General features: G+C 41.0%; 27 protein-coding genes. 22 read left to right on the top strand and 5 right to left on the bottom strand.

Features of this window, described 5'->3' with window-relative positions:
* Positions 1-103: 103 nt before the first annotated feature.
* A complete protein-coding gene (rnjA, locus tag N8N51_RS01070; protein ID WP_084926303.1) occupies positions 104-1783 on the bottom strand; it encodes a ribonuclease J1 in 1680 nt (559 codons plus the stop codon).
* A 1-nt stretch (position 1784) separates the two neighbouring features.
* Positions 1785-2018, bottom strand: coding sequence for a DNA-dependent RNA polymerase subunit epsilon (locus N8N51_RS01065; protein WP_000639571.1), 234 nt, complete (start codon positions 2016-2018; stop codon positions 1785-1787).
* A gap of 277 nt (positions 2019-2295) precedes the next feature.
* Between N8N51_RS01065 and N8N51_RS01060 the strand changes: the two genes are divergently transcribed.
* On the top strand, positions 2296-2511 hold the full coding sequence (locus tag N8N51_RS01060) for a hypothetical protein (RefSeq protein WP_049500723.1): 216 nt from the start codon (positions 2296-2298) through the stop codon (positions 2509-2511).
* A 301-nt stretch (positions 2512-2812) separates the two neighbouring features.
* On the opposite strand, the gene cibB is transcribed toward N8N51_RS01060, so the two are convergent.
* Positions 2813-2965: a fratricide two-peptide bacteriocin subunit CibB gene (cibB, locus tag N8N51_RS01055; RefSeq protein ID WP_000974044.1), complete on the bottom strand. Its 153-nt coding sequence runs from the start codon at positions 2963-2965 to the stop codon at positions 2813-2815.
* A gap of 1 nt (position 2966) precedes the next feature.
* Positions 2967-3152, bottom strand: coding sequence for a fratricide two-peptide bacteriocin subunit CibA (gene cibA / locus N8N51_RS01050; protein ID WP_000180841.1), 186 nt, complete (start codon positions 3150-3152; stop codon positions 2967-2969).
* Between the two features lie 177 nt (positions 3153-3329).
* On the opposite strand from cibA, the gene tsaB reads away from it, so the two are divergent.
* The 16 genes from tsaB (at position 3330) to N8N51_RS00970 (ending at position 15914) form a co-directional block, all read left to right on the top strand.
* A complete protein-coding gene (gene tsaB, locus N8N51_RS01045) occupies positions 3330-4013 on the top strand; it encodes a tRNA (adenosine(37)-N6)-threonylcarbamoyltransferase complex dimerization subunit type 1 TsaB (RefSeq protein WP_084887770.1) in 684 nt (227 codons plus the stop codon).
* Complete coding sequence (rimI, locus tag N8N51_RS01040) at positions 4010-4447, top strand: ribosomal protein S18-alanine N-acetyltransferase (RefSeq protein ID WP_078238060.1); 438 nt, start codon at positions 4010-4012, stop codon at positions 4445-4447. Before tsaB ends, rimI begins: the two co-directional genes overlap by 4 nt.
* A complete protein-coding gene (gene tsaD, locus N8N51_RS01035) occupies positions 4437-5447 on the top strand; it encodes a tRNA (adenosine(37)-N6)-threonylcarbamoyltransferase complex transferase subunit TsaD (RefSeq protein ID WP_238096101.1) in 1011 nt (336 codons plus the stop codon). The genes rimI and tsaD overlap by 11 nt, the downstream gene beginning before the upstream one ends.
* A 103-nt stretch (positions 5448-5550) precedes the next feature.
* Positions 5551-6414: an Rgg/GadR/MutR family transcriptional regulator gene (locus N8N51_RS01030; protein ID WP_004254984.1), complete on the top strand. Its 864-nt coding sequence runs from the start codon at positions 5551-5553 to the stop codon at positions 6412-6414.
* 230 nt (positions 6415-6644) lie between these two features.
* The gene (locus N8N51_RS01025) at positions 6645-6929 is read left to right on the top strand and encodes a bacteriocin immunity protein (RefSeq protein WP_004254985.1); all 285 of its coding nucleotides are present in this window, start codon (positions 6645-6647) and stop codon (positions 6927-6929) included.
* A gap of 121 nt (positions 6930-7050) precedes the next feature.
* Positions 7051-8277 (top strand): MFS transporter, encoded by a 1227-nt coding sequence (locus tag N8N51_RS01020; protein WP_004254988.1) that lies wholly within the window; start codon positions 7051-7053, stop codon positions 8275-8277.
* 143 nt (positions 8278-8420) lie between these two features.
* The gene (locus N8N51_RS01015) at positions 8421-8867 is read left to right on the top strand and encodes a TetR/AcrR family transcriptional regulator (RefSeq protein ID WP_004254991.1); all 447 of its coding nucleotides are present in this window, start codon (positions 8421-8423) and stop codon (positions 8865-8867) included.
* Positions 8868-8931: 64 nt separating this feature from the next.
* Entirely contained in the window at positions 8932-9105 is a 174-nt protein-coding gene (locus N8N51_RS01010) for a hypothetical protein (protein ID WP_228111531.1), read from the top strand.
* On the top strand, positions 9105-9617 hold the full coding sequence (locus N8N51_RS01005; protein WP_000036821.1) for an HdeD family acid-resistance protein: 513 nt from the start codon (positions 9105-9107) through the stop codon (positions 9615-9617). The genes N8N51_RS01010 and N8N51_RS01005 overlap by 1 nt, the downstream gene beginning before the upstream one ends.
* Before the next feature lie 125 nt (positions 9618-9742).
* Complete coding sequence (locus N8N51_RS01000) at positions 9743-10438, top strand: AzlC family ABC transporter permease (RefSeq protein ID WP_261012787.1); 696 nt, start codon at positions 9743-9745, stop codon at positions 10436-10438.
* A complete protein-coding gene (locus N8N51_RS00995; protein ID WP_261012789.1) occupies positions 10428-10751 on the top strand; it encodes an AzlD domain-containing protein in 324 nt (107 codons plus the stop codon). Before N8N51_RS01000 ends, N8N51_RS00995 begins: the two co-directional genes overlap by 11 nt.
* 103 nt (positions 10752-10854) lie before the next feature.
* The gene (locus N8N51_RS00990; protein WP_261024605.1) at positions 10855-11685 is read left to right on the top strand and encodes an amino acid ABC transporter substrate-binding protein; all 831 of its coding nucleotides are present in this window, start codon (positions 10855-10857) and stop codon (positions 11683-11685) included.
* A gap of 153 nt (positions 11686-11838) precedes the next feature.
* Complete coding sequence (locus tag N8N51_RS00985) at positions 11839-12693, top strand: MetQ/NlpA family ABC transporter substrate-binding protein (RefSeq protein WP_153208770.1); 855 nt, start codon at positions 11839-11841, stop codon at positions 12691-12693.
* Between the two features lie 99 nt (positions 12694-12792).
* Positions 12793-14166, top strand: coding sequence for a M20 family metallopeptidase (locus N8N51_RS00980; RefSeq protein ID WP_261103376.1), 1374 nt, complete (start codon positions 12793-12795; stop codon positions 14164-14166).
* Positions 14159-15220 (top strand): methionine ABC transporter ATP-binding protein, encoded by a 1062-nt coding sequence (locus N8N51_RS00975; RefSeq protein ID WP_153210252.1) that lies wholly within the window; start codon positions 14159-14161, stop codon positions 15218-15220. The genes N8N51_RS00980 and N8N51_RS00975 overlap by 8 nt, the downstream gene beginning before the upstream one ends.
* Position 15221: 1 nt before the next feature.
* Positions 15222-15914: a methionine ABC transporter permease gene (locus tag N8N51_RS00970; protein WP_000444642.1), complete on the top strand. Its 693-nt coding sequence runs from the start codon at positions 15222-15224 to the stop codon at positions 15912-15914.
* Positions 15915-15942: 28 nt separating this feature from the next.
* On the opposite strand, the gene N8N51_RS00965 is transcribed toward N8N51_RS00970, so the two are convergent.
* Entirely contained in the window at positions 15943-16512 is a 570-nt protein-coding gene (locus tag N8N51_RS00965) for an MptD family putative ECF transporter S component (protein ID WP_261103373.1), read from the bottom strand.
* A 134-nt stretch (positions 16513-16646) separates the two neighbouring features.
* On the opposite strand from N8N51_RS00965, the gene N8N51_RS00960 reads away from it, so the two are divergent.
* The 5 genes from N8N51_RS00960 to nrdI all read left to right on the top strand — a co-directional run bounded on the left by N8N51_RS00960 (position 16647) and on the right by nrdI (position 21343).
* Positions 16647-17261, top strand: coding sequence for a YesL family protein (locus N8N51_RS00960; RefSeq protein ID WP_261103372.1), 615 nt, complete (start codon positions 16647-16649; stop codon positions 17259-17261).
* Positions 17239-18909 carry a sensor histidine kinase gene (locus N8N51_RS00955; protein ID WP_314725892.1) on the top strand — a complete coding sequence of 557 codons (1671 nt, stop codon included), beginning with the start codon at positions 17239-17241 and terminating at the stop codon, positions 18907-18909. The genes N8N51_RS00960 and N8N51_RS00955 overlap by 23 nt, the downstream gene beginning before the upstream one ends.
* Before the next feature lie 11 nt (positions 18910-18920).
* Positions 18921-20207: a response regulator transcription factor gene (locus N8N51_RS00950; RefSeq protein ID WP_125430476.1), complete on the top strand. Its 1287-nt coding sequence runs from the start codon at positions 18921-18923 to the stop codon at positions 20205-20207.
* Between the two features lie 60 nt (positions 20208-20267).
* Positions 20268-20801: an ABC transporter permease gene (locus N8N51_RS00945; protein WP_023946835.1), complete on the top strand. Its 534-nt coding sequence runs from the start codon at positions 20268-20270 to the stop codon at positions 20799-20801.
* Between the two features lie 77 nt (positions 20802-20878).
* The gene (nrdI, locus tag N8N51_RS00940) at positions 20879-21343 is read left to right on the top strand and encodes a class Ib ribonucleoside-diphosphate reductase assembly flavoprotein NrdI (protein ID WP_004255033.1); all 465 of its coding nucleotides are present in this window, start codon (positions 20879-20881) and stop codon (positions 21341-21343) included.
* Positions 21344-21359 lie beyond the last annotated feature (16 nt).

Raw genomic sequence — 21359 nt, 5'->3', positions numbered from 1 at the left:
TTTCGCCTAGCCTTCTAGTCTGATTTCGATTTTTATTGAGTTTTAATCTCAAAAGAAAGCATAGAGAAAAACAGCTCCGAAAAATCGGGGCTGTTTTCTTGCTTTATTCTTCGTCTGGTGTGAGGATCATCGGGATGATGATCGGTTCACGTTCTGTATTTTCATAGAGGAAGGGGCGAATAGCGTTGACAATGGCACCATTGACAGATTGAACGCTAGCATCCTTATTTTTCAGTGCGATACGAATGGCATTGAAGAGGATACGCTGGCTTTGGCGAATCAAGTCGCCAGACTCTCTCATGTAGACAAAGCCTCGGCTGAGGATGTCTGGACCAGACAGAATCATCTGCGATTTGAAGTCAACAGTTGCGACTGCCAGAACGACACCGTCTTCAGATAGATCACGACGATCTTTGAGGACAGCAGCACCTATTTCACCGATACGATTTCCATCGACATAGATATCTTGGGCGTTGAAATGACCTGCGATACGAGCTGAGTCAGCAGTAAGGGCAAGCACATCACCATTGCTCATGATAAAGATATTGTCCTTCTCAACACCAGTATCCACTGCTAGTCCAGCGTGGACTTTTTGCATGCGGTATTCACCGTGAACAGGCATGAAGTATTTTGGCTTAATCAAGCGGAGCATAAGTTTTTGCTCTTGCTGGCCACCGTGTCCAGATGTATGGATATTGTTAACCTTACCGTGGATAACTTCGACACCAGCTTCTGAAATGATGTTAATCAGCTTGTTGACGCTAGTAGTATTTCCAGGGATTGGACTTGAAGAGAAGATAACGGTATCACCTGGTTGGAGTTGTACCTGACGGTGGGTTCCGTTGGCGATACGAGAGAGGGCTGCCATCGGCTCACCTTGACTACCTGTACAGAGGATAAGAATCTCGCCTGCAGGGTAGTCTTTGATTTCATTTGGCTCGATAAAGGTTCCCTTAGGAGCTTTGATGTAGCCAAGATCGATTCCGTTGACAATGGCCTTTTCCATCGAACGACCAAAGACAGCGATCTTGCGCCCAGTCTTAACAGCAGCTTCTGTTGCTTGCTGGAGACGGAAGATATTTGAGGCAAAGGATGCAAAGATGATACGTCCTTCAATGCCTTGGATAATCTTCATGATGGACTGGCCAACGACTTTTTCAGAGTTGGTAAAGGTTGGTACTTCCGCATTTGTTGAGTCAGATAGAAGACAGAGAACACCTTCTTCGCCCAGCGCAGCCATACGGTGCAAATCTGCTGGTTCACCAACTGGTGTTAAGTCAAACTTGAAGTCACCCGTACAGACAATTTTCCCTTGAGGAGTATGAATGACAATTCCCAAAGGCTCTGGAATAGAGTGTGTAGTTCTAAAGAAAGTTGCCTTGAGATTTTTAAAGGTCAACTCAGTGTTGTGGTTGATTTCGTAAAGTTTGGCGTTGCGCAAGAGACCGTGTTCTTCGAGTTTCCCACGGATCAAAGCCAAGGCAAGCGGTCCAGCGTAGATAGGGACATTTGCTTGCTTGAGCAGGAATGGAATCCCACCGATGTGGTCCTCGTGTCCGTGTGTGATTAAGACAGCCTTGACGCGGTCGATATTGTCCACGATGTATGAGTAGTCAGGAATGACATAGTCGATACCCAGCAAGTCATCTTCTGGGAATTTAATCCCAGCATCGACGATAACAATCTCGTCTTGGTATTCAATCCCGTAAGTGTTTTTCCCGATTTCTCCCAGACCACCGATGGCAAAAACGCCGACTTCTTCAGGTTTAAGAGTGTAGGCCATATTAGAACTCCGTAATTTCGAAGGCGCCAGTTTCTTTTTCGTAATCTAGCAATTTGTCAGACAAGAGTTCGATATACTCGATATTGTACTCTGGGCGATTTTCTTCGACAAGTTGGCGAGCAGCGATACGGCCCTCAAGTTCTGAGTTAGCATCGATGTCTAGGTATAGTGCGCGTGTTGTTTCACGGCGTGGGCTACGTTCTTTTGTTTCTTGATAAAAAACTTTGTAAATCATATAGTTCCTTTCTATTTACAGGTCAGCTTATTCCAAACTTTTAGCAGAGAATTGCTTGATTTCATTCCATTTTTGTCTAGATTGACCTTGATTCGTTACAATTATTTCAATTATACCACAAAATGAAAAATTAGTAAAAGACGGAAACGAGAAAGTCATAGGGTTACTCGTTGGTAAGCGTTTGCAAAAATAAAGAAAATATGTTATTTTGATAATGGAAGTGGAATTTATCATTTGTCACAATTCCCTATAGTTTTTAAGTCAAGGAGGTTGCCCTATGTATAATTTATTTGCTTTTGCTATCGGAGCTCGCTTAGTAGCTTTTATTGTTTTTGTTGCTTGCGTTTATGGAGGGAATCTTCTATTTGCCAAACTGGAACAACGACAAACCAAGTTCTTGTGGAAAATTACCTTTGTGACTCTCTACTCGCTTTTTCTCCTCCTCGTAACCTATGTAGTTTGGTTTATATTTTACTTTGGATTAAATGCTTAGATGCCCTGCTCTGATGGGGTATTTTTGTTTGGGGGCAAAGAAAATTCCACCCCATCTATCAAGATGAGGTGGTCTTTGCATTTTTCTAAAATGACATGACAATGGAATTTTCAGAGCTTATTAGCTTTATATTAATGATTCTTCTGCTCAAAAATAGAGTTGAAGACTAAAAACAAAACAATACAAACAGATAAATCGATTGGTAAAGGGATAGTAGTAATGTTTAAATCATTGAGAATGCTGAGCAAACTATAAGAGATAAAGATAATAAAATTTATCCTTCTAAAAATGTGTTTTTTATCTAGCATGACTTACCAAACTTTTTACGAAGGTCTTTTCCAATGGTATAACCTGCCATAAATAAAGCGATACCAACACCTACACCAAAACCACCCTTTATTTCTTGCAATTCCTTATTAGAAATTTCACAATAGTTGTTCAAATCTTTCATCATATTAATCTCCTCCTAAAAAATAACCAGCTGCCAAACCAGAACCTATAAGTGCTGTTCCACCTGCAATAGCTTTCCAAGATACTGCTACTCCAAAGATAACCAAGGGAGCGAGACCGCCATCAATATCTGATAATTCATTTTCAGATAAGGATAAAAATTGATTGTCAAGAACGTCAAAATTTGTCATTGAACTTTCCTCCTTTTTTCTTGTTCACTTTTATATTCGGAAAAGAAAAGGAAAAGTGAGCATTTTTTAAATTATTTTTTAGCTAAGTATAGGCATTTTTGTTTGGGGGCAAAGAAAATTCCCATGTGCCAGCTTTTGTAGTATAATAGTAAGCAGACAAAAAGATAGGAATGTGTTATGAAAGTATTAGCTTTTGATACGTCCAGCAAGGCTCTTTCTCTCGCTATTTTAGAGGACAAGCAGGTTCTTGCCGAGACGACGATTAATATTAAGAAAAATCACAGTATTACCCTCATGCCTGCCATCGATTTTTTGATGGCAAGTGTGAACTGGACGCCCAAGGATTTGGATAGAATCGTTGTGGCGGAAGGGCCAGGTAGCTACACAGGTTTGCGAATTGCGGTAGCAACTGCCAAGACCCTTGCTCATACTCTTAACATCGAGTTAGTTGGTATGTCTAGCCTCTTGGCTCTGGTGCCCTACCAACAAGAAGGTTTGTTCGTTCCTTTGATGGATGCGCGTCGCAACAATGTTTACGCAGGATTTTATGAGAATGCCAAACCTGTCATGCCAGAAGCACACCTGCCCTTTGAGCGAGTGATTGAGCTAATCAAGGGTGCTAGTCAAGTAACCTTTGTCGGAGAAGTTGGCACCTTTGTGGAGCAGATTCAAGAACACTTGCCAAGGACTAATTTCAAAGAAACCTTGCCAAATGCAGCTAATCTAGCTCTCTGGGCCTGGGACAAGGAAGCAGACTCCTTGCATGATTTTGTGCCGAACTACCTCAAGCGTGTCGAGGCTGAGGAAAACTGGCTAAAGAATCACACCGAATCTGGCGAGTCTTATATTAAACGCCTATGATAGAAATCAAAGGAACTCAACAGCAACCTGATCTGGCTCAAGCCATCTACGCTGTTATGGCAGCTGTTTACCCAGTCAGTTCTTGGACGCTGGAACAAATCCAAGCAGATTTGTCCCAAGATCAGACTTGGTATGCTCTAGCTTATGATGGAGCAGAAGTGATTGGATTTTTAGCTGTGCAGGAGAATCTATTTGAAGCAGAAGTCCTGCAAATCGCTGTCAAAGGAGCCTATCAGGGTCAGGGAATTGCCTCGGCCTTGTTTGCTCAATTGCCGGCAGATAAGGAGATTTTCCTCGAAGTCAGAAAGTCAAATCACCGAGCGCAAGCATTTTACAAGAAAGAAAAGATGGCAGTCATCGCTGAGCGAAAGGCCTACTACCATGACCCAGTCGAGGACGCCATCATCATGAAGAGAGAAATAGATGAAGGATAGATATATTTTAGCATTTGAGACATCCTGTGATGAGACCAGTGTCGCTGTCTTAAAAAACGACGACCAGCTCTTGTCCAATGTCATTGCTAGTCAAATCGAGAGCCACAAACGTTTTGGGGGCGTAGTGCCAGAAGTAGCTAGTCGTCACCATGTCGAGGTCATTACAGCCTGTATCGAGGAGGCTCTAGCAGAAGCAGGAATTACCGAAGAGGACGTAACAGCTGTGGCGGTTACCTATGGACCGGGCTTGGTCGGAGCCTTACTAGTTGGTTTGTCAGCTGCCAAGGCCTTTGCTTGGGCACATGGGCTTCCGCTGATTCCCGTTAACCACATGGCTGGCCACCTCATGGCCGCTCAGAGTGTGGAGCCTTTGGAGTTTCCCTTGCTAGCCCTCTTGGTTAGCGGTGGGCACACAGAGTTGGTTTATGTTTCGGAGGCTGGTGATTACAAGATTGTTGGGGAAACGCGAGATGACGCGGTTGGTGAGGCCTATGATAAGGTTGGCCGTGTCATGGGCTTGACCTATCCTGCCGGTCGTGAGATTGACGAGCTAGCTCATCAGGGGCAGGATATTTATGATTTTCCTCGAGCCATGATTAAGGAAGATAATCTGGAGTTTTCATTCTCAGGTTTGAAATCTGCCTTTATCAATCTTCACCACAATGCCGAGCAAAAGGGAGAGAGTCTGTCTACAGAGGATTTGTGTGCTTCCTTCCAAGCCGCTGTCTTGGATATTCTTATGGCAAAAACTAAGAAGGCTTTGGAGAAGTACCCTGTTAAAACCCTTGTCGTGGCAGGTGGGGTAGCAGCCAATAAAGGCCTTAGAGAACGCCTAGCAACTGAAATCACAGATGTCAATGTCATCATTCCACCTCTGCGCCTCTGCGGAGACAATGCAGGTATGATTGCCTATGCTAGCGTTAGCGAGTGGAACAAAGAAAACTTTGCAAACTTGGGCCTCAATGCCAAACCAAGTCTCGCTTTTGATACTATGGAATAAAGAGTCAGCTTAAGGCTGACTTTTTTACTTGCCGAAATGTCAGAATATTTTGACAAATAAATGTAAATAATGATATAATATATAAAGAATAGGAGGTGGTCAGATGATTGGGAGAATGGAATTGGGGGAATTTTACAAGGAATTACGTTTGGCTAGAAAGCTCAAGCAGTCAGATGTGGCTTGTGCTGGACTAACAGCTTCTCAGCTATCCAAGTTCGAACTAGGGCAGTCTATGCTGTCTGCAGATAAGTTGATTCTAGCTATCCAAGGTATAAATGTGACCTTTGATGAGTTTGGGCACAAGCTCAACAACTATCAAGAATCTCCACATATGCGAATTGGTAGAAAGGTTGTGGATCGCTTTGCCCACCAAGATATAGCTGGTTTAGAGCAACTGTTGGAGGAAGTCGAGCAAGAACAGATGGCAGAGACCTATCGTCGTTTGAATGCCATTGTAATTAAAAACGCACTCCATTCCTTAAATAAGAACTATCCATTAGTAAAAGAAGATAGCGAGTTTTTGACTATCTATCTCTATGCTATTGAGTCTTGGACCTGGTTTGAACTCTATCTCTTTTGCAATACCATGCCCTTCTTGAGCAATCAAGATTTGATATTTTTATCGACCGCTTTAATTGAGAAATCTAGGGAATTTAAAGAGTTGGTACATAATCGATTGTATATGAAAAGTGGATTTCTGAATATTATATCAGAACTCATGGAGCGTAAACTTTTCTCTTATATCCCAATTTTTGAAGCTGAGCTAGAGAGCATGCTTCGTCCATACGATGTTTTTGAAAAAGTATTGTGGCAGTTTTTAAAGAAAATGAAGATTTTCCTTCAAACCAAAGGAAGCAATCAAAAAGAGATTGAAAGATTTATCCAATCTCTGCAAGTATTAGAAAATCCACAATTGCTAGCCCTCTTCGAATTGCGTTTGAAGCAATACAAAGAACTTATTGAGTAGTCAACAATTGCAAATCTGAAATTTCTATAAGAAAAAATATCAAATATGCGATTTTCTAAAATAAGCTAATTTTCGTGTTATACTATCCTTGTAAAGCACTTCAAGCAGATCCTAAGTCGCAGAAGTGGTTTATAGATGGGAATTCGTACAGTATATGTTTAATTATGAGCATACTGTAAATGGCTGGACTAAAAGTGAAACTTGGCGTCCTAGATAAAATGAGGTAAACGATGGAAAAACAAAGTCAGTTACAAATGTTAATTCATTCCCTATACAATAATAAAGAAATTAGCTTGACGGAAGAATTTAGGAAGCAATTGCTGGAAACAGCAAAACAGTTCTCTAGTACTAATGAAGATTTGTTAGCTGTACGTCTTTCTTTTGCCGTCTCTAAAGAATTGTTGAGCTTTAAAGGTGAACCGCCGACAGAGTTGTTGGATTTAGCAAAATTTGTCCAAAAGAAAGAAGCTAAATACAAGCAGGGAATAGTGTGGTCTGGTATTTTTAAGATATGATTTATTATAAAATACGGCATGAACATCATATAATGGATGAATCTGAATATGAGCAAGGCTTGGAGTTCAATATTAAACCAAGTCTTGTTTTCTATACACTGGAACTTTAAAAGGAGTTGTGATGAAAGTATTTCTTCAAAATAGAAATTTTAGGCAATTAACCATCAACCAGTGGATTTCAACGGTTGGGGATACGATTTTTTATCTGGCCTTTTTGAATTATGTGGCAGATGCATCTTTTGCCCCTTTGGCGATTTTACTGATCACGATTTCAGAAACCCTTCCTCAAGTTCTGCAAATCTTTCTGGGAGTTTTGGCGGATTTTCAACATCATCGTGTCCTAAAATATACAATGATTAGTTTTGCAAAATTTTTGCTTTACTCTATCGTTTCTTTATCACTTTCAGGGCAGTCCTTTTCCTTGTTATTAGTAGCATTTATTTGTCTGATTAACCTCTTATCTGACACATTGAGTTATTTTTCAGGCGCCATGCTCACTCCGATTTTCATTAGAATTATTGGGCAAGACCATCTGGCAGAAGCTATTGGATTTAAACAGTCAACTGTTAGTTTAGTGAAAACAATCAGTAATATTCTAGGAGGAGTCTTACTAGGTATTCTATCTATCCAGTCTATTTCCTTACTGAATGCTCTGACCTTTTTAATCGCATTTTTAGGTATTCTTTTCATAAAAACAGACCTCTTGAAAGTAGAAAAAACGATTAGCTATCAAGAAGGACTCTCTGTAAAATCCTTTTGCCAGCATCTGCTCCAATCATCAAAATTGATATGGAATATGAATAAGGTGCTCTTGGTTTTGTTTATTATCTCTATTAGTCAAGCAGTGATAAATGTTACAGTTCCTGTTTCTACTCTGTTTTTGAGGAATCAGCCCTTTTTGAATTTACAAACAGGTCAATCTCTTGCCTTGTTATCCACCCTTGAATTGTCAGCCCTTATTGTCGGAAGCCTTGTGAGTGGCTATCTGAAGAATACAATCTCCATAAAACTAGCCCTATATGCCTCGCTTATTATCCAATTACTCCTTTTAGTTGGCTTTGTGGCAGTTCGTTTTGACTGGATTCTTATCTTTAGTGCCTTGGATGCCTTTTTCGCAGGTATCCTCTCTCCTCGATTACAGGAACTCATTTTTAAACAAATACCTGAGGAGTCAATGGGAGCAGTTCAATCCTCTATCGGTGCCATTACAGTTGTTTTACCTAGCTTATTTACAATAGCTTTGGTAACCATTGCTACTAGCTTTGGAACTCTGGCAGTTAGCTTTGTTTTATTGCTATTTCTTCTAGCTGCCTTTATCATACTCTTGAATATCCGTGAAAACATTTAGCGAAGAATGTGTATATTATATGTTTGAGACTGGATTCCAGTCTGTTTATGATGGCTACAATCAGCAGACTGTTAAATTTTTGAGAAAGTTGCTTGACATTTCAGACCAATCGGTTTATAATTCAAAAATGTAGAGATAAATACATGAGAAAAGAAGAAAAAACAAGACTACGAAGAGAGAAAATCATTACCGCTGCTTTGTTTGAATTTGCTACAAAAGGCTATCAAGGTTTTGTCATCAATGAACTTTGTAAAGTGGATGGTATTTCCAAAGGAGTTTTGTATCATAATTTTTCAGGGAAATCAGACCTCTATCTAACTTGTTTTCAGGAGAGTTTTGAGAAAGCTTTGGCAGTGTTTCTGGGGGTGGAAGGTCAAGTGCCCTCCTTAGCTGATTATATGGAAAGACGTCACCAATTTTATCAGCAATACCCAGAACATAGCCACATTTTCTTTGAGGCAATGATTGCGACACCAGAAGAATTGGAAGCAGACATTGCACCACAGAAAGCTATCTTTTTGGACTTGAATGAACAAGTTTGTCAAAAACTTATATCAGAATCCAAAAGCTATCTTTTTGGACTTGAATGAACAAGTTTGTCAAAAACTTATATCAGAATCCAAACTGAAAGAGCATATTGATGAGAAACGAGCTATGGACTATCTGCGATTGATTCAGGATATGTTTCGTTCCTATTATTTAACTGTTTCGTCAGATAGCAGTTTGCCTGACTTGGTTTCAGGATATGAACATCAATTATCACAGGTTTTGGATATGATGATTTATGGAATACTAGAGGAAGATTCCTCTAAAAAAGGAGAAAAATAATGTCGAAAATTTGGAAATGGTTGTTACTAATTGCGGGTATTTTTGCAGTTTTTGTAGGTTTTAATATGTTTGCACATCCTCTTATTAGCTTGGCTTCCATGACTTTCTGGTTTGCACTTGTATTTGCAGTTCAAGGGATTTCTGAGATTGTACAATACTTCAAATCAGAAGAAAAGCATGGCTGGAATTTATTTGGAGGAATTGTTACCCTCATCCTCGCTCTTACCTTGTTCTCAGGTAGCTTTATTGAAATGGTAACATTTGTACCATTTATCATTTCTTTATGGGCCTTGACAAATGGTATTACAAAAACTATCGTTGGTTTCAAGGTTCGTAAGACGGATAAATCGGTAGGTACCCCTCTAGTTTGGATGGGGATTTTAGGAATCGTAGCAGGTTTAATCATGATGGGACACCCATTGATGACCGGTCTCTATATTAGTTACACCATTGCCTTTGTCTTTATTTATCAAGGTATTGTGGCAATTGTTCAATTCTTCAAGATTAAATAAGAATAAAATGGAGTCTGTCTGATTACAATCAGCAGACTTTTTTCTCTTTCCTGAATGTGTTATAATAGTCCATGCTATGGCTGGAACTGATTCAGCCCATTTATTAAGACGATATGAGGAGAAAGATGAAAGAAAAAGGATTTTGGGAGGGGGCGCAGGCAGCCATGCCAACGGCCCTTGGTTATGTCAGTATCGGGCTGGCCTGTGGGATTATTGGTGCGCCTTATGTGACACCTGTTGAGATGGGCTTGATGAGCCTCTTTGTTTATGCTGGGAGCGCCCAGTTTGCCATGTTGGCCTTGATTGCGGTTCAAGCTCCTGTGGCAGCTATTGCTATGACGGTCTTTTTGATCAATTTGCGTCTCTTTTTGTTGAGCTTGCACGCATCAACCTATTTCCGTCATACCAGTCTCTGGCAAAATATCGGTATGTCTAGCCTCTTGACAGATGAGACTTATGGTGTTTTGATGGGCGAATTGGCCCATACAGACAAGGTCAATCCTATGTGGATGCACGGAAACAATCTCAACAGCTATGTGGCTTGGTTTGTGGGGACAGTTGTCGGAACGGCTCTGGGTGGTCTACTGCCAAATCCAGAAATCTTTGGCTTGGATTTTGCTTTGGTTGGGATGTTCATCGGGATTTTTGCTTCGCAATTCCAGATTATGCAAAGACGGATTCCTGTCCGTAATCTGCTCATTATCCTAGCAGTTGTTGCGGTGTCCTTCTTTTTACTCTTGACAGTGGTGTCTCAATCACTAGCTGTTCTGTTTGCGACGCTACTCGGTTGTACGATAGGGGTGGTTTTAGATGGTCAGTAAGTATCTTTTATTAGCAGTTATTTTCTCTGGTCTTGTGACCTGGATTCCCCGTATGATTCCCTTCATCTTGGTCAAGTATAAGGGCTTGCCTCCTATCGTTGAGCGTTTTTTGAAGTTTTTGCCCGTTTCTATTATCTTTGCCTTGATTCTTTCAAGTGTAGTGACAGGCAAGGTTGGCAGCCTTCCTCAAATCAAATGGCTGGACTTCTTAGCAGTCTTTCCAACAGCTTGGGTGGCCTTTCGTTATCGCAATCTAGTCGGAACAGTTCTCTTTGGAGTTGTTTTGATTGCAGTTTTGCGTCTGATCTTTTAAATTAGCCATAAAGAAAACCTATCACAGAGATAGATATCATATAATGGCGTAAATGGTCTTTTTCTGTTAAGATTATAAGGTATTCTATTTTGGAGGAAATGACATGAAAAAAATCGTTAAATACTCATCTCTTGCTGCCCTAGGGCTTGTTGCTGCAGGTGTGTTAGCAGCTTGCTCAGGTGGCGCTAAGAAAGAAGGAGAAGCAGCTAGCAAGAAAGAAATTATCGTTGCAACTAATGCTACACCAAAACCATTCAACTATGAAGAAAATGGCGAATTGACTGGTTACGAAATTGAAGTGGTTCGCGCTATCTTTAAAGACTCTGACAAGTATGATGTCAAGTTTGAGAAGACAGAGTGGTCAGGAGTCTTTGCAGGACTTGATGCCGACCGTTACAATATGGCTGTTAGCAACATCAGCTACACTAAAGAACGTGCTGAAAAATACCTTTATGCAGCTCCAACTGCTAAAAACCCTAACGTTCTTGTAGTGAAAAAAGATGACCCTAGCATCAAATCGCTTGATGATATCGGTGGAAAATCAACAGAAGTTGTTCAAGGGACAACTTCTGCTAAACAGCTAGAAGACTACAACAAACAACATTCAGATAATCCAACTGTCCTAAAGTATACTAAAGCAGACTTCCAACAAATCATGGGACGCTTGAGCGATGGCCAGTTTGACTACAAGATTTTTGATAAAATCGGTGTTGAAACAGTCATCAAGGACCAAGGTTTGGACAACTTGAAAGTTATCGAACTTCCAAGCGACCAACAACCGTACGTTTACCCACTTCTTGCTCAAGGTCAAGATGAGTTGAAATCATTTGTAGACAAACGTATCCAAGAACTCTACAAAGACGGAACTCTTGAAAAATTGTCAAAACAATTCTTCGGAGACACTTACCTACCAGCAGAAGCTGATATTAAATAATTTTTTGAAATCATCCATTCTGCATAAGGTGGATGATTTCTCAGTTTTTAGGGATATAGTTTTAAACTATATACCTGACTATCTAATAACAATTTGTGAAATCAAACAAATTGTGAGATACTAGTACGGTATTATTTTTAAGGAGAAAGAATCATGAAAATTAAAAAATGGCTTGGTGTAGCAGCCCTTGCTACAGTCGCAGGTTTGGCTCTTGCAGCTTGCGGAAACTCAGAAAAGAAAGCAGACAATGCAACAACTATCAAAATCGCAACGGTTAACCGTAGCGGTTCTGAAGAAAAACGTTGGGACAAAATCCAAGAATTAGTTAAAAAAGACGGCATTACCTTGAAATTTACAGAGTTCACAGACTACTCACAACCAAACAAGGCAACTGCTGATGGTGAAGTAGACTTGAACGCTTTCCAACACTATAACTTCTTGAACAACTGGAACAAAGAAAACGGGAAAGACCTTGTAGCGATTGCAGATACTTACATCTCTCCAATTCGCCTTTACTCAGGTTTGAATGGAAGTGACAACAAGTACACTAAAGTAGAAGATATCCCAGCAAACGGAGAAATCGCTGTACCAAACGACGCTACAAACGAAAGCCGTGCGCTTTACTTGCTTCAATCAGCTGGCTTGATTAAATTGGACGTTTCAGGAACTGCTCTTGCAACAGTTGCTAACATCAAAGAAAATCCAAAGAACTTGAAAATCACTGAATTGGACGCTAGCCAAACAGCTCGTTCATTGTCATCAGTTGACGCTGCTGTTGTAAACAATACCTTCGTTACAGAAGCAAAATTGGACTACAAGAAAGCACTTTTCAAAGAACAAGCTGATGAAAATTCAAAACAATGGTACAACATCATCGTTGCGAAAAAAGATTGGGAAACATCACCAAAAGCTGATGCTATCAAGAAAGTGATCGCAGCTTACCATACAGATGAAGTGAAAAAAGTTATTGAAGAAACATCAGACGGTTTGGATCAACCAGTTTGGTAATAAGAAACAGGGAGGTGGGAGAGAAAATTCCACCTCTTGCTTTTGTATAGAGCATGGATTGTAAAGAAGACTATAGGTTCATAGAAAGGTAGAGAGAATATGGTTTTTCCTAGCGAACAAGAACAAATCGAAAAATTTGAAAAGGATCATGTGGCCCAGCATTATTTTGAGGTTTTGCGTACCTTGATTTCTAAGAAGTCGGTCTTTGCCCAGCAGGTCGGACTTAAGGAAGTCGCAAATTATCTGGGCGAGATTTTCAAACGTGTTGGGGCTGAAGTGGAGATTGATGAGACTTATACGGCTCCCTTTGTCATGGCGCATTTCAAGAGTTCGCTCCCAGATGCTAAGACCCTGATTTTCTATAACCACTATGACACTGTGCCAGCGGATGGGGATCAGGTCTGGACAGAGGATCCCTTTACGCTTTCGGTCCGCAATGGCTTCATGTATGGGCGTGGGGTTGATGACGACAAGGGTCATATCACGGCTCGTTTGAGTGCTTTGAGAAAATACATGCAGCACCACGATGACCTGCCTGTCAATATCAGTTTTATCATGGAGGGAGCGGAGGAATCGGCTTCGACAGACCTAGATAAGTATCTGGAAAAACATGCGGATAAACTCCGTGGCGCAGATTTGTTGGTCTGGGAACAAGGAACCAAAAATGCCTTGGAACAGCTGGAAATTTCTGGTGGAAACAAGGGGATTGTGACCTTTGATGTCAAGGTAAAAAGTGCTGATGTGGATATTCACTCTAGTTATGGTGGGGTTGTGGAATCAGCTCCTTGGTATCTCCTTCAAGCCTTACAGTCTCTTCGTGCCGCAGATGGCCGTATCTTGGTTGAAGGCTTGTACGAAGAAGTTCAAGAGCCAAATGAACGTGAATTGGCCTTGGTGGATACCTATGCTCAACGCAATCCAGGGGAAATCAGCCAGATTTATGGTTTGGAATTGCCTCTCTTACAAGAGGACCGCGTAGCCTTTCTAAAACGATTCTTTTTTGAGCCAGCCCTTAATATCGAAGGGATTCAGTCAGGTTATCAAGGGCAAGGAGTTAAAACGATTTTGCCAGCAGAAGCCAGTGCTAAGCTAGAGGTTCGTTTGGTTCCTGGTCTAGAACCGCATGATGTTCTGGAAAAAATTCGGAAACAGCTAGACAAAAATGGCTTTGATAAGGTAGAATTATACTATACCTTGGGAGAGATGAGCTATCGAAGCGATATGAGCGCACCAGCCATTCTCAATGTAATCGAGTTGGCCAAGAAATTCTATCCACAGGGCGTTTCAGTCTTGCCGACGACAGCAGGGACAGGGCCTATGCATACGGTCTTTGATGCCCTAGAGGTGCCAATGGTGGCCTTCGGTTTAGGGAATGCCAATAGCCGAGACCACGGTGGAGATGAGAACGTGCGAATCGCCGATTACTACACCCATATTGAATTAGTAGAGGAGCTGATTAGAAGCTATGAGTAGAGATATTATCAAGTTAGATCAGATCGATGTGACTTTTCACCAAAAGAAGAGAACCATCACGGCGGTCAAGGATGTGACCATTCACATCCAAGAAGGGGATATCTACGGAATCGTTGGATATTCTGGAGCAGGGAAATCAACCCTTGTGCGGGTGATTAACCTCTTGCAAAAGCCATCTGCGGGCAAAATTACCATTGACGACGATGTGATTTTTGATGGTAAGGTGACCTTGACGGCAGAGCAGTTGCGTCGTAAACGTCAGGATATCGGAATGATTTTCCAACATTTCAACCTCATGAGTCAAAAGACGGCAGAGGAGAATGTAGCCTTTGCCCTCAAACACTCTGGACTCAGCAAGGAAGAAAAGAAAGCTAAAGTTGCTAAGTTGTTGGACTTGGTTGGCTTGGCAGACCGTGCTGAAAACTACCCTTCACAACTATCTGGAGGGCAAAAACAGCGTGTAGCCATTGCGCGTGCCTTGGCAAATGATCCAAAAATCTTGATTTCAGACGAATCAACTTCTGCCCTTGATCCGAAGACAACCAAGCAAATTTTGGCCTTGTTGCAAGATTTGAACCAAAAATTAGGCTTGACTGTTGTCCTGATTACGCATGAAATGCAGATTGTCAAAGACATTGCCAACCGTGTGGCAGTTATGCAGGATGGGCATTTGATTGAAGAGGGTAGTGTGCTTGAAATCTTCTCAGACCCTAAACAACCTTTGACTCAAGATTTTATCTCAACAGCTACAGGTATTGACGAAGCCATGGTCAAAATCGAGAAGCAAGAAATCGTGGAACATCTGTCTGAAAACAGCCTTTTGGTGCAACTCAAGTATGCAGGTGCTTCAACAGACGAGCCACTTTTGAATGAATTGTACAAGAATTACCAAGTAACGGCTAATATCCTCTATGGGAATATCGAAATCCTCGATGGCACTCCTGTTGGAGAATTGGTAGTGGTCTTGTCAGGTGAACAAGCAGCGTTGGCAGGTGCCCAAGAAGCCATTCGTCAAGCAGGCGTACAACTAAAAGTATTGAAGGGAGGACAGTAAGATGGAATCATTGATTCAAACCTATTTACCAAATGTTTATAAAATGGGCTGGGCTGGTCAAGCAGGCTGGGGAACAGCCATCTACCTAACCCTCTATATGACAGTTCTTTCCTTCATCATCGGAGGTTTCTTGGGACTAGTGGCAGGTCTTTTCCTTGTCTTGACAGCGCCAGGCGGTGTTTTGGAAAATAAAGTTGTTTTTTGGATTTTGGATAAGATTACCTCTATTTTCCGTGCGGTACCATTTATCATTCTCTTGGCAATCTTGTCTCCGCTGTCTCACTTGATTGTTAAAACAAGTATCGGGCCAAATGCAGCCCTTGTTCCACTTTCTTTTGCAGTCTTTGCCTTTTTTGCTCGTCAGGTGCAGGTTGTCTTGGCTGAGCTAGATGGTGGTGTCATTGAGGCTGCTCAAGCGAGCGGAGCGACATTCTGGGATATCGTGGGTGTTTACCTATCCGAAGGTCTTCCAGACTTGATTCGTGTGACGACTGTGACCTTGATTTCCCTTGTTGGGGAAACAGCTATGGCCGGTGCGGTTGGAGCTGGTGGTATCGGTAACGTAGCCATCGCTTATGGATTTAACCGCTATAATCACGATGTGACGATTTTAGCAACCATCATTATCATTTTGATTATCTTTGCGATTCAATTCTTGGGAGATTTCTTGACCAAAAAATTGAGCCATAAATAAAAAGAGCCGTGCGGCTCTTTTTTAGTAATCAGATTTTCTGTGCCAATTTTTTACTCAAGGCTTGTCCAATCAAGGCACCCACTAGGGCTCCGATGACAATACTTGCGATAAATAGAAGAACGGTTCCAGGGTTTGGTGCGACCATGATACGGTCAATATATTCTTGGGATTTTCCTCTTGCCAGAAGAGTAGCCATATAGGCTTTGGGAGTAATCCACATAAGTAGAATTGGTCCTGATGTGCTAAAGGCGAAAATAACGAAAGAAAGGAAATTCTTTGTTTGGTCCTTGTATTTTCCTAAATGAGCTACTCCATCTGCTAGGAGGCCACTGATAATTCCAGGAAGGAAGGCACCAGCACCGTGTTTAGATCCCAAGAAAAAGAAGGCCATGACAAGGCCGATAGTGGTAATGGCTCCAAAACGCGGAACTTTTGCGATTAGAATCATATAGGCGCTACCGCCGATAAGGGCAGTAAAGGCAGGCGCATAAAACATGTTTCCAGTTTGGTCAAAGAGATTGCCCAAAAGGACACCAATCCCCATGGAGAGGAAGTAAAGAACTGCAAAAAGCAGTGTAGTTAAGATAGATTTTTTCATGAATTGTCTCCTGATAATTTTTTCACAATTCTCATTTTACCATGGTTTGATGGGATTGTAAATGGATAGTAGAAGTTTTTGAAAACGCTTGAAATATGATATAATAGTTTCATAGTAATTTTTAGGGGGATATCATGGGGAGATTTTTGGACTTTGTCTTTAATCGTTTCTTTTTAGGGATGATTGCGACAGCCTTCTTTTGGCTATTAATATTGGCAGGAGGGATTATTCTTGGTCTAGCGCCGGCTAGTGCCACCTTGATGAGCTTGTATGCAGAACATGGTTATAGCTTTCGGGAATATAGTTTGAAGGAGGCTTGGTCTCTTTATAAGCAAAATTTCGTCTCAAGCAACCTGATTTTCTATAGCTTTTTAGGGGTGGATCTAGTTTTGGTCTATGGCCTGTATCTCTTGGTGCAATTGCCTCATCAAACTATTATTCATTTGATTGCGACCTTTTTGAATGTCCTAGTAGTTGCCCTGATCTTTTTGGCTTATACAGTATCTTTGAAATTACAAGTTTATTTTGATTTGTCCTATCGAAATAGTCTCAAACTATCCTTGATTGGCATCTTTATGAGTCTAGCAGCTGTGGCCAAGGTTCTCCTTGGGACAGTGCTACTTGTGGCAATTGGTTACTATATGCCTGCCCTACTTTTCTTTGTAGGAATTGGGATGTGGCATTTCTTTATCAGTGATATGTTGGAACCGGTCTATGAAAGTATCCATGAAAAATTGGCGACAAAATAGAATGAAGCAGTTTTGGCTACATACGCTTCTGCGAACCTACAGTTCAGTTATGATGATTATTATTGCGAGTTTTGCAATCTTACTCTCTTACGCTGACTGGGATTCACGGGAAAAGGAAGCTCAAAGAGTAGCCCAACGTGTAACCACTCGAACAGTCGATGAGGTGGAGTATTATTATCGGGAATCAGCCCAACTGGCGCAAGATTTAGTAGCCAATCAAGACCGGATACAAGGGGTTTATAAGTACTTTAGCTTGTCAACTTCTGAGTATTTTTATTGGCTGTTGGAGCATCAAGCAGCTTCGTCAACTTCTATTTCTCTGTATGAAAACATTGATGATCTTTATGTTCAAAATGACTCTATAACGGGTGTTGCAATCGTCTTGCAGGATTTTAAAGAAGTTTATGTTTCAACAAGGGATAAAAGAAGTGGTCATACCTTGCCTGCTGAGGCCTTTAAACCTGAGGCCAATAGTTTTGGAATTCCTGTTCTGGACCCAGCAACGGATCAATCTATAGGAGTGATTTACATCTCCTTGGATCCAGAAGTTTTATATCATGCCATTGACAATACCCGAGGTCATATTCCGATGGCTGTGACTGTGACATCGCCTTTTGATACGGAGATTTTTCATATTGGTGAGAGAGTCAATAGGGAACATGAGAACTGGTTTGTTGGTATGACTTCTCATGGATATCAGGTTCAGGTGGCAGTTCCCAAAAACTTTGTTTTACAAGGAACAGTGACTAGCTCTGCTTTGATTGTGGGCTTGAGCCTTCTCTTTATTGTCATTCTCTATCTGACTTTGAGGCAGACCTTTGCCAACTATCAAAAGCAGGTAGTGGATTTGGTGGATTCCATCCATGCTATTGCCCAAGGGGAAGAAGGTCTTCGCATTGACACACTTGAAAAGGATCAGGAATTGCTCTTAATCGCAGAGACCACCAATGATATGTTGGATCGATTGGAAAAGAATATCCATGATATTTACCAGTTAGAGCTTAGTCAAAAAGATGCCAATATGCGAGCCCTGCAGGCTCAAATCAATCCTCATTTTATGTATAATACGCTGGAGTTCTTGCGCATGTATGCAGTTATGCAGAGTCAAGATGAGTTGGCAGATATCATTTATGAATTCAGTAGTCTCTTGCGTAACAATATTTCCGACGAAAGAGAAACTCTTCTCAAACAGGAATTAGAATTTTGCCGTAAATATAGCTATCTCTGCATGGTTCGCTATCCCAAGTCCATTGCCTATGGTTTCAAGATAGATCCAGAGTTAGAGAATATGAAGATTCCTAAGTTTACCTTGCAACCGCTAGTAGAAAATTATTTCGCGCATGGTGTTGACCACAGACGGACAGATAATGTGATTAGCATCAAGGCGCTTAAACAGGATGGTTTTGTGGAAATTTTAGTGGTAGATAATGGCCGTGGTATGTCGGCTGAAAAACTGGCAAATATCCGAGAAAAGTTAAGTCAGAGACATTTTGAACACCAAGCCAGCTACAGTGAAAAAAGGCAGTCCATCGGGATCGTCAATGTCCATGAGCGTTTTGTGCTCTATTTTGGGAATCGCTATGCCATTACTATAGAGTCTGCGGAGCAAGCAGGTGTTCAGTATCGCATTACAATTCAAGATGAGTAGAAAGGGAGAAAATGTATAAAGTATTATTAGTAGATGATGAGTACATGGTGACAGAAGGTCTGAAACGTTTGATTCCCTTTGATAAGTGGGATATGGAGGTCGTCGCAACAGCCAGTCATGCCGATGAAGCCCTAGAATATGTTCAGGAAAATCCTGTCGATGTCATCATTTCAGATGTCAATATGCCCGATAAAACAGGGCTTGATATGATTCGGGAGATGAAAGAAATCTTACCAGATATTGCCTATATCCTTCTCTCGGGTTATCAGGAGTTTGATTATGTAAAAAGAGCCATGAACCTTAGTGTGGTGGACTATTTGGTCAAACCTGTTGATAAGGTAGAGTTGGGAAATCTGCTGGAGAAGATTGCAGGTCAGCTCGGCGAGAGAGGAAAGAAAAGTCAGACCCTTAGTCAAGATTTAGATGAGGCTGGATTTGTTAGTTATCTAGGAGGTGAGGAGAATTGGTGGATAGGCCTATCCAAGGAAAAACAAGGATCTTTTACCATTCCCTACTATGTCTTGGGTCAAGACTGGCAGATTTTTATTTCTGATAAACCCCTAGATGGTTTAGTCGTTACTCCCTTTGAAGCTCCTTATCAAGAACACTTTGAACGCTGGAAGTTGAATGCTGAGAAAGCCCTCTTTTACGGTTCTGTAAATCTACAACAGTCTGAGAGTCTCTTTGCCTATTACGAACCGATTTATAGGGTTATCATTCAGGGAAATCTTAATCAAATCGTAGAAGAGTTAAATCTCTTGGAGAAGGTAGTTCTTGAAAATACACCCCGTGTTCCAATTACCAAGCAGCTTTTTATCCAGTTTGTCATGGATGTCTTTCACTTGTTTGAACATCTCAAAGCTGATGATATGACGGATATTGTCAAAACCATTCATGCTATTCAATCATTCGATCAATTGGTTCCTTATATCAAGGAAACTCTGACCCGCTTCTTTGGGCAATATCGTATGAATGAAAACGTGGTCAGTGTGCTGGAAGTCATTGGGCGTGATTATCAGAAAGAACTTTCCCTCAAGGATATCAGTAAGGATCTCTTTATCAATCCTGTCTATCTAGGGCAGTTGATCAAGCGTGAAACCAATTCGACCTTCGCAGAATTACTAAACAAACAACGCATTAAGGCTGCCCAACAGCTCTTGCTTTCAACTAGTGACAGTATCGAAGATATTTGTTATGCTGTTGGTTACAGTAATGTTGGATATTTCTATAAAGTGTTCCGAAAATTGTGCGGAAAATCGCCAAAAGCTTACCGAAAACAGGTAGAAACGACACTATAATATTTGTATCCCTTTACAAAAAGTGCTATAATATCAATAATAACATCAGGAGGTTCTATCATGAAAAAGAAACCAATTTATCTATGGGTCTTGCTCATCTTGTCTGCCCTTATTTCAGCTACGTCTCTGTTTGAACTTTTGAAGCCCTTGCCTAGTAAAGAAGTCCTTCGTGCTGCTCAAAAACAAGTTGCAGGGGTCAGTGCTCAGCAGGTAGAAGATAGCATTAATTTTAGCTATAGAGTGGCAGAAGCATCTCATTCTATTTTTAATGTGGCCTTGGTTGTACTATCTGCTATTTTAGTGGTAGTAGCGATTGTATTCCTTGTTCGTAAGAATTTGCAGTATGCAAACTATACTTATGTCGGCTATGTTTTGCTAGCCATTATTGGTTCGATTTATACCTATGTGACTTTACAAGACGCTTTGCAGCTGGTTCAAGATGAAACTATTCGTTTGACAATGGGTATTGGTTCAAAAGCTGTCAGCATTTTCTATATCGTCATCAATGTTCTCTTCCTAGCCCTTGTCTTCTACAAGATATGGCGTCAGCAAAAAGCCTTGGCTGAAGAAGAGGAAACAGAAGAACTTGCCTAAGTATTGACAAAAAAGAACTATCAAGTTACAATCTTGGTAGTTCTTTTTCGATTAAAAATAAAATCATGGAGGTACATATGAAGACAATTTCTTTAGTTTATATTAGTCTGAGTGGCAATACTGAAAGTTTTGTGACGCGCTTGAAAGACTATCTCTTGTCCCAGTACGAGGGAATTGAGGTTCAAAAGATTCATATAAAAGATTTGGTCAAAGAAGGCCAAGATTTCTATGAAATGGACCATCCCTATGTTGCTTTTTTGCCGACTTACCTAGAAGGTGGGAATGGCGTGGATAACGGAGATGTTGAGATATTGACAACGCCAGTGGGAGATTTTATCGCTTATGGTGACAATGCTAGTAAGTGTTTTGGCGTAGTTGGTTCAGGCAATCGTAACTTTAATAACCAATACTGCTTGACAGCTAAGCAATACAGTCAACGTTTTGGTTTCCCTGTCTTGGCTGACTTTGAAATGCGAGGCATGCTGGGAGATATCAAACGTGTCGCAGCTATTATCGCAGATTTGTATGAGTTGGAAAGTTGAGCTTAGGCTTGACTTT

The sequence above is a fragment of the Streptococcus mitis genome (genome assembly GCF_946188685.1).
GTDB lineage: Bacteria > Bacillota > Bacilli > Lactobacillales > Streptococcaceae > Streptococcus > Streptococcus mitis_CC.
This window is presented reverse-complemented; position numbering and strand designations above follow the sequence as displayed.

Coding starts and splice junctions, on each gene's coding strand:
- N8N51_RS01060 (WP_049500723.1), top strand. CDS start 2,296: ATGTATAATTTATTTGCTTTTGCTATCGGAGCTCGCTTAGTAGCTTTT.
- cibA (WP_000180841.1), bottom strand. CDS start 3,152: ATGACAAATTTTGACGTTCTTGACAATCAATTTTTATCCTTATCTGAA.
- tsaB (WP_084887770.1), top strand. CDS start 3,330: ATGAAAGTATTAGCTTTTGATACGTCCAGCAAGGCTCTTTCTCTCGCT.
- N8N51_RS01010 (WP_228111531.1), top strand. CDS start 8,932: ATGGACTATCTGCGATTGATTCAGGATATGTTTCGTTCCTATTATTTA.
- N8N51_RS00950 (WP_125430476.1), top strand. CDS start 18,921: ATGTATAAAGTATTATTAGTAGATGATGAGTACATGGTGACAGAAGGT.
- tsaD (WP_238096101.1), top strand. CDS start 4,437: ATGAAGGATAGATATATTTTAGCATTTGAGACATCCTGTGATGAGACC.
- N8N51_RS01030 (WP_004254984.1), top strand. CDS start 5,551: ATGATTGGGAGAATGGAATTGGGGGAATTTTACAAGGAATTACGTTTG.
- N8N51_RS00955 (WP_314725892.1), top strand. CDS start 17,239: ATGAAAAATTGGCGACAAAATAGAATGAAGCAGTTTTGGCTACATACG.
- N8N51_RS01020 (WP_004254988.1), top strand. CDS start 7,051: ATGAAAGTATTTCTTCAAAATAGAAATTTTAGGCAATTAACCATCAAC.
- N8N51_RS01015 (WP_004254991.1), top strand. CDS start 8,421: ATGAGAAAAGAAGAAAAAACAAGACTACGAAGAGAGAAAATCATTACC.
- N8N51_RS00985 (WP_153208770.1), top strand. CDS start 11,839: ATGAAAATTAAAAAATGGCTTGGTGTAGCAGCCCTTGCTACAGTCGCA.
- N8N51_RS01000 (WP_261012787.1), top strand. CDS start 9,743: ATGAAAGAAAAAGGATTTTGGGAGGGGGCGCAGGCAGCCATGCCAACG.
- N8N51_RS00970 (WP_000444642.1), top strand. CDS start 15,222: ATGGAATCATTGATTCAAACCTATTTACCAAATGTTTATAAAATGGGC.
- N8N51_RS00960 (WP_261103372.1), top strand. CDS start 16,647: ATGGGGAGATTTTTGGACTTTGTCTTTAATCGTTTCTTTTTAGGGATG.
- N8N51_RS00975 (WP_153210252.1), top strand. CDS start 14,159: ATGAGTAGAGATATTATCAAGTTAGATCAGATCGATGTGACTTTTCAC.
- N8N51_RS01025 (WP_004254985.1), top strand. CDS start 6,645: ATGGAAAAACAAAGTCAGTTACAAATGTTAATTCATTCCCTATACAAT.
- N8N51_RS01005 (WP_000036821.1), top strand. CDS start 9,105: ATGTCGAAAATTTGGAAATGGTTGTTACTAATTGCGGGTATTTTTGCA.
- nrdI (WP_004255033.1), top strand. CDS start 20,879: ATGAAGACAATTTCTTTAGTTTATATTAGTCTGAGTGGCAATACTGAA.
- rimI (WP_078238060.1), top strand. CDS start 4,010: ATGATAGAAATCAAAGGAACTCAACAGCAACCTGATCTGGCTCAAGCC.
- cibB (WP_000974044.1), bottom strand. CDS start 2,965: ATGATGAAAGATTTGAACAACTATTGTGAAATTTCTAATAAGGAATTG.
- rnjA (WP_084926303.1), bottom strand. CDS start 1,783: ATGGCCTACACTCTTAAACCTGAAGAAGTCGGCGTTTTTGCCATCGGT.
- N8N51_RS00965 (WP_261103373.1), bottom strand. CDS start 16,512: ATGAAAAAATCTATCTTAACTACACTGCTTTTTGCAGTTCTTTACTTC.
- N8N51_RS00995 (WP_261012789.1), top strand. CDS start 10,428: ATGGTCAGTAAGTATCTTTTATTAGCAGTTATTTTCTCTGGTCTTGTG.
- N8N51_RS00990 (WP_261024605.1), top strand. CDS start 10,855: ATGAAAAAAATCGTTAAATACTCATCTCTTGCTGCCCTAGGGCTTGTT.
- N8N51_RS00980 (WP_261103376.1), top strand. CDS start 12,793: ATGGTTTTTCCTAGCGAACAAGAACAAATCGAAAAATTTGAAAAGGAT.
- N8N51_RS01065 (WP_000639571.1), bottom strand. CDS start 2,018: ATGATTTACAAAGTTTTTTATCAAGAAACAAAAGAACGTAGCCCACGC.
- N8N51_RS00945 (WP_023946835.1), top strand. CDS start 20,268: ATGAAAAAGAAACCAATTTATCTATGGGTCTTGCTCATCTTGTCTGCC.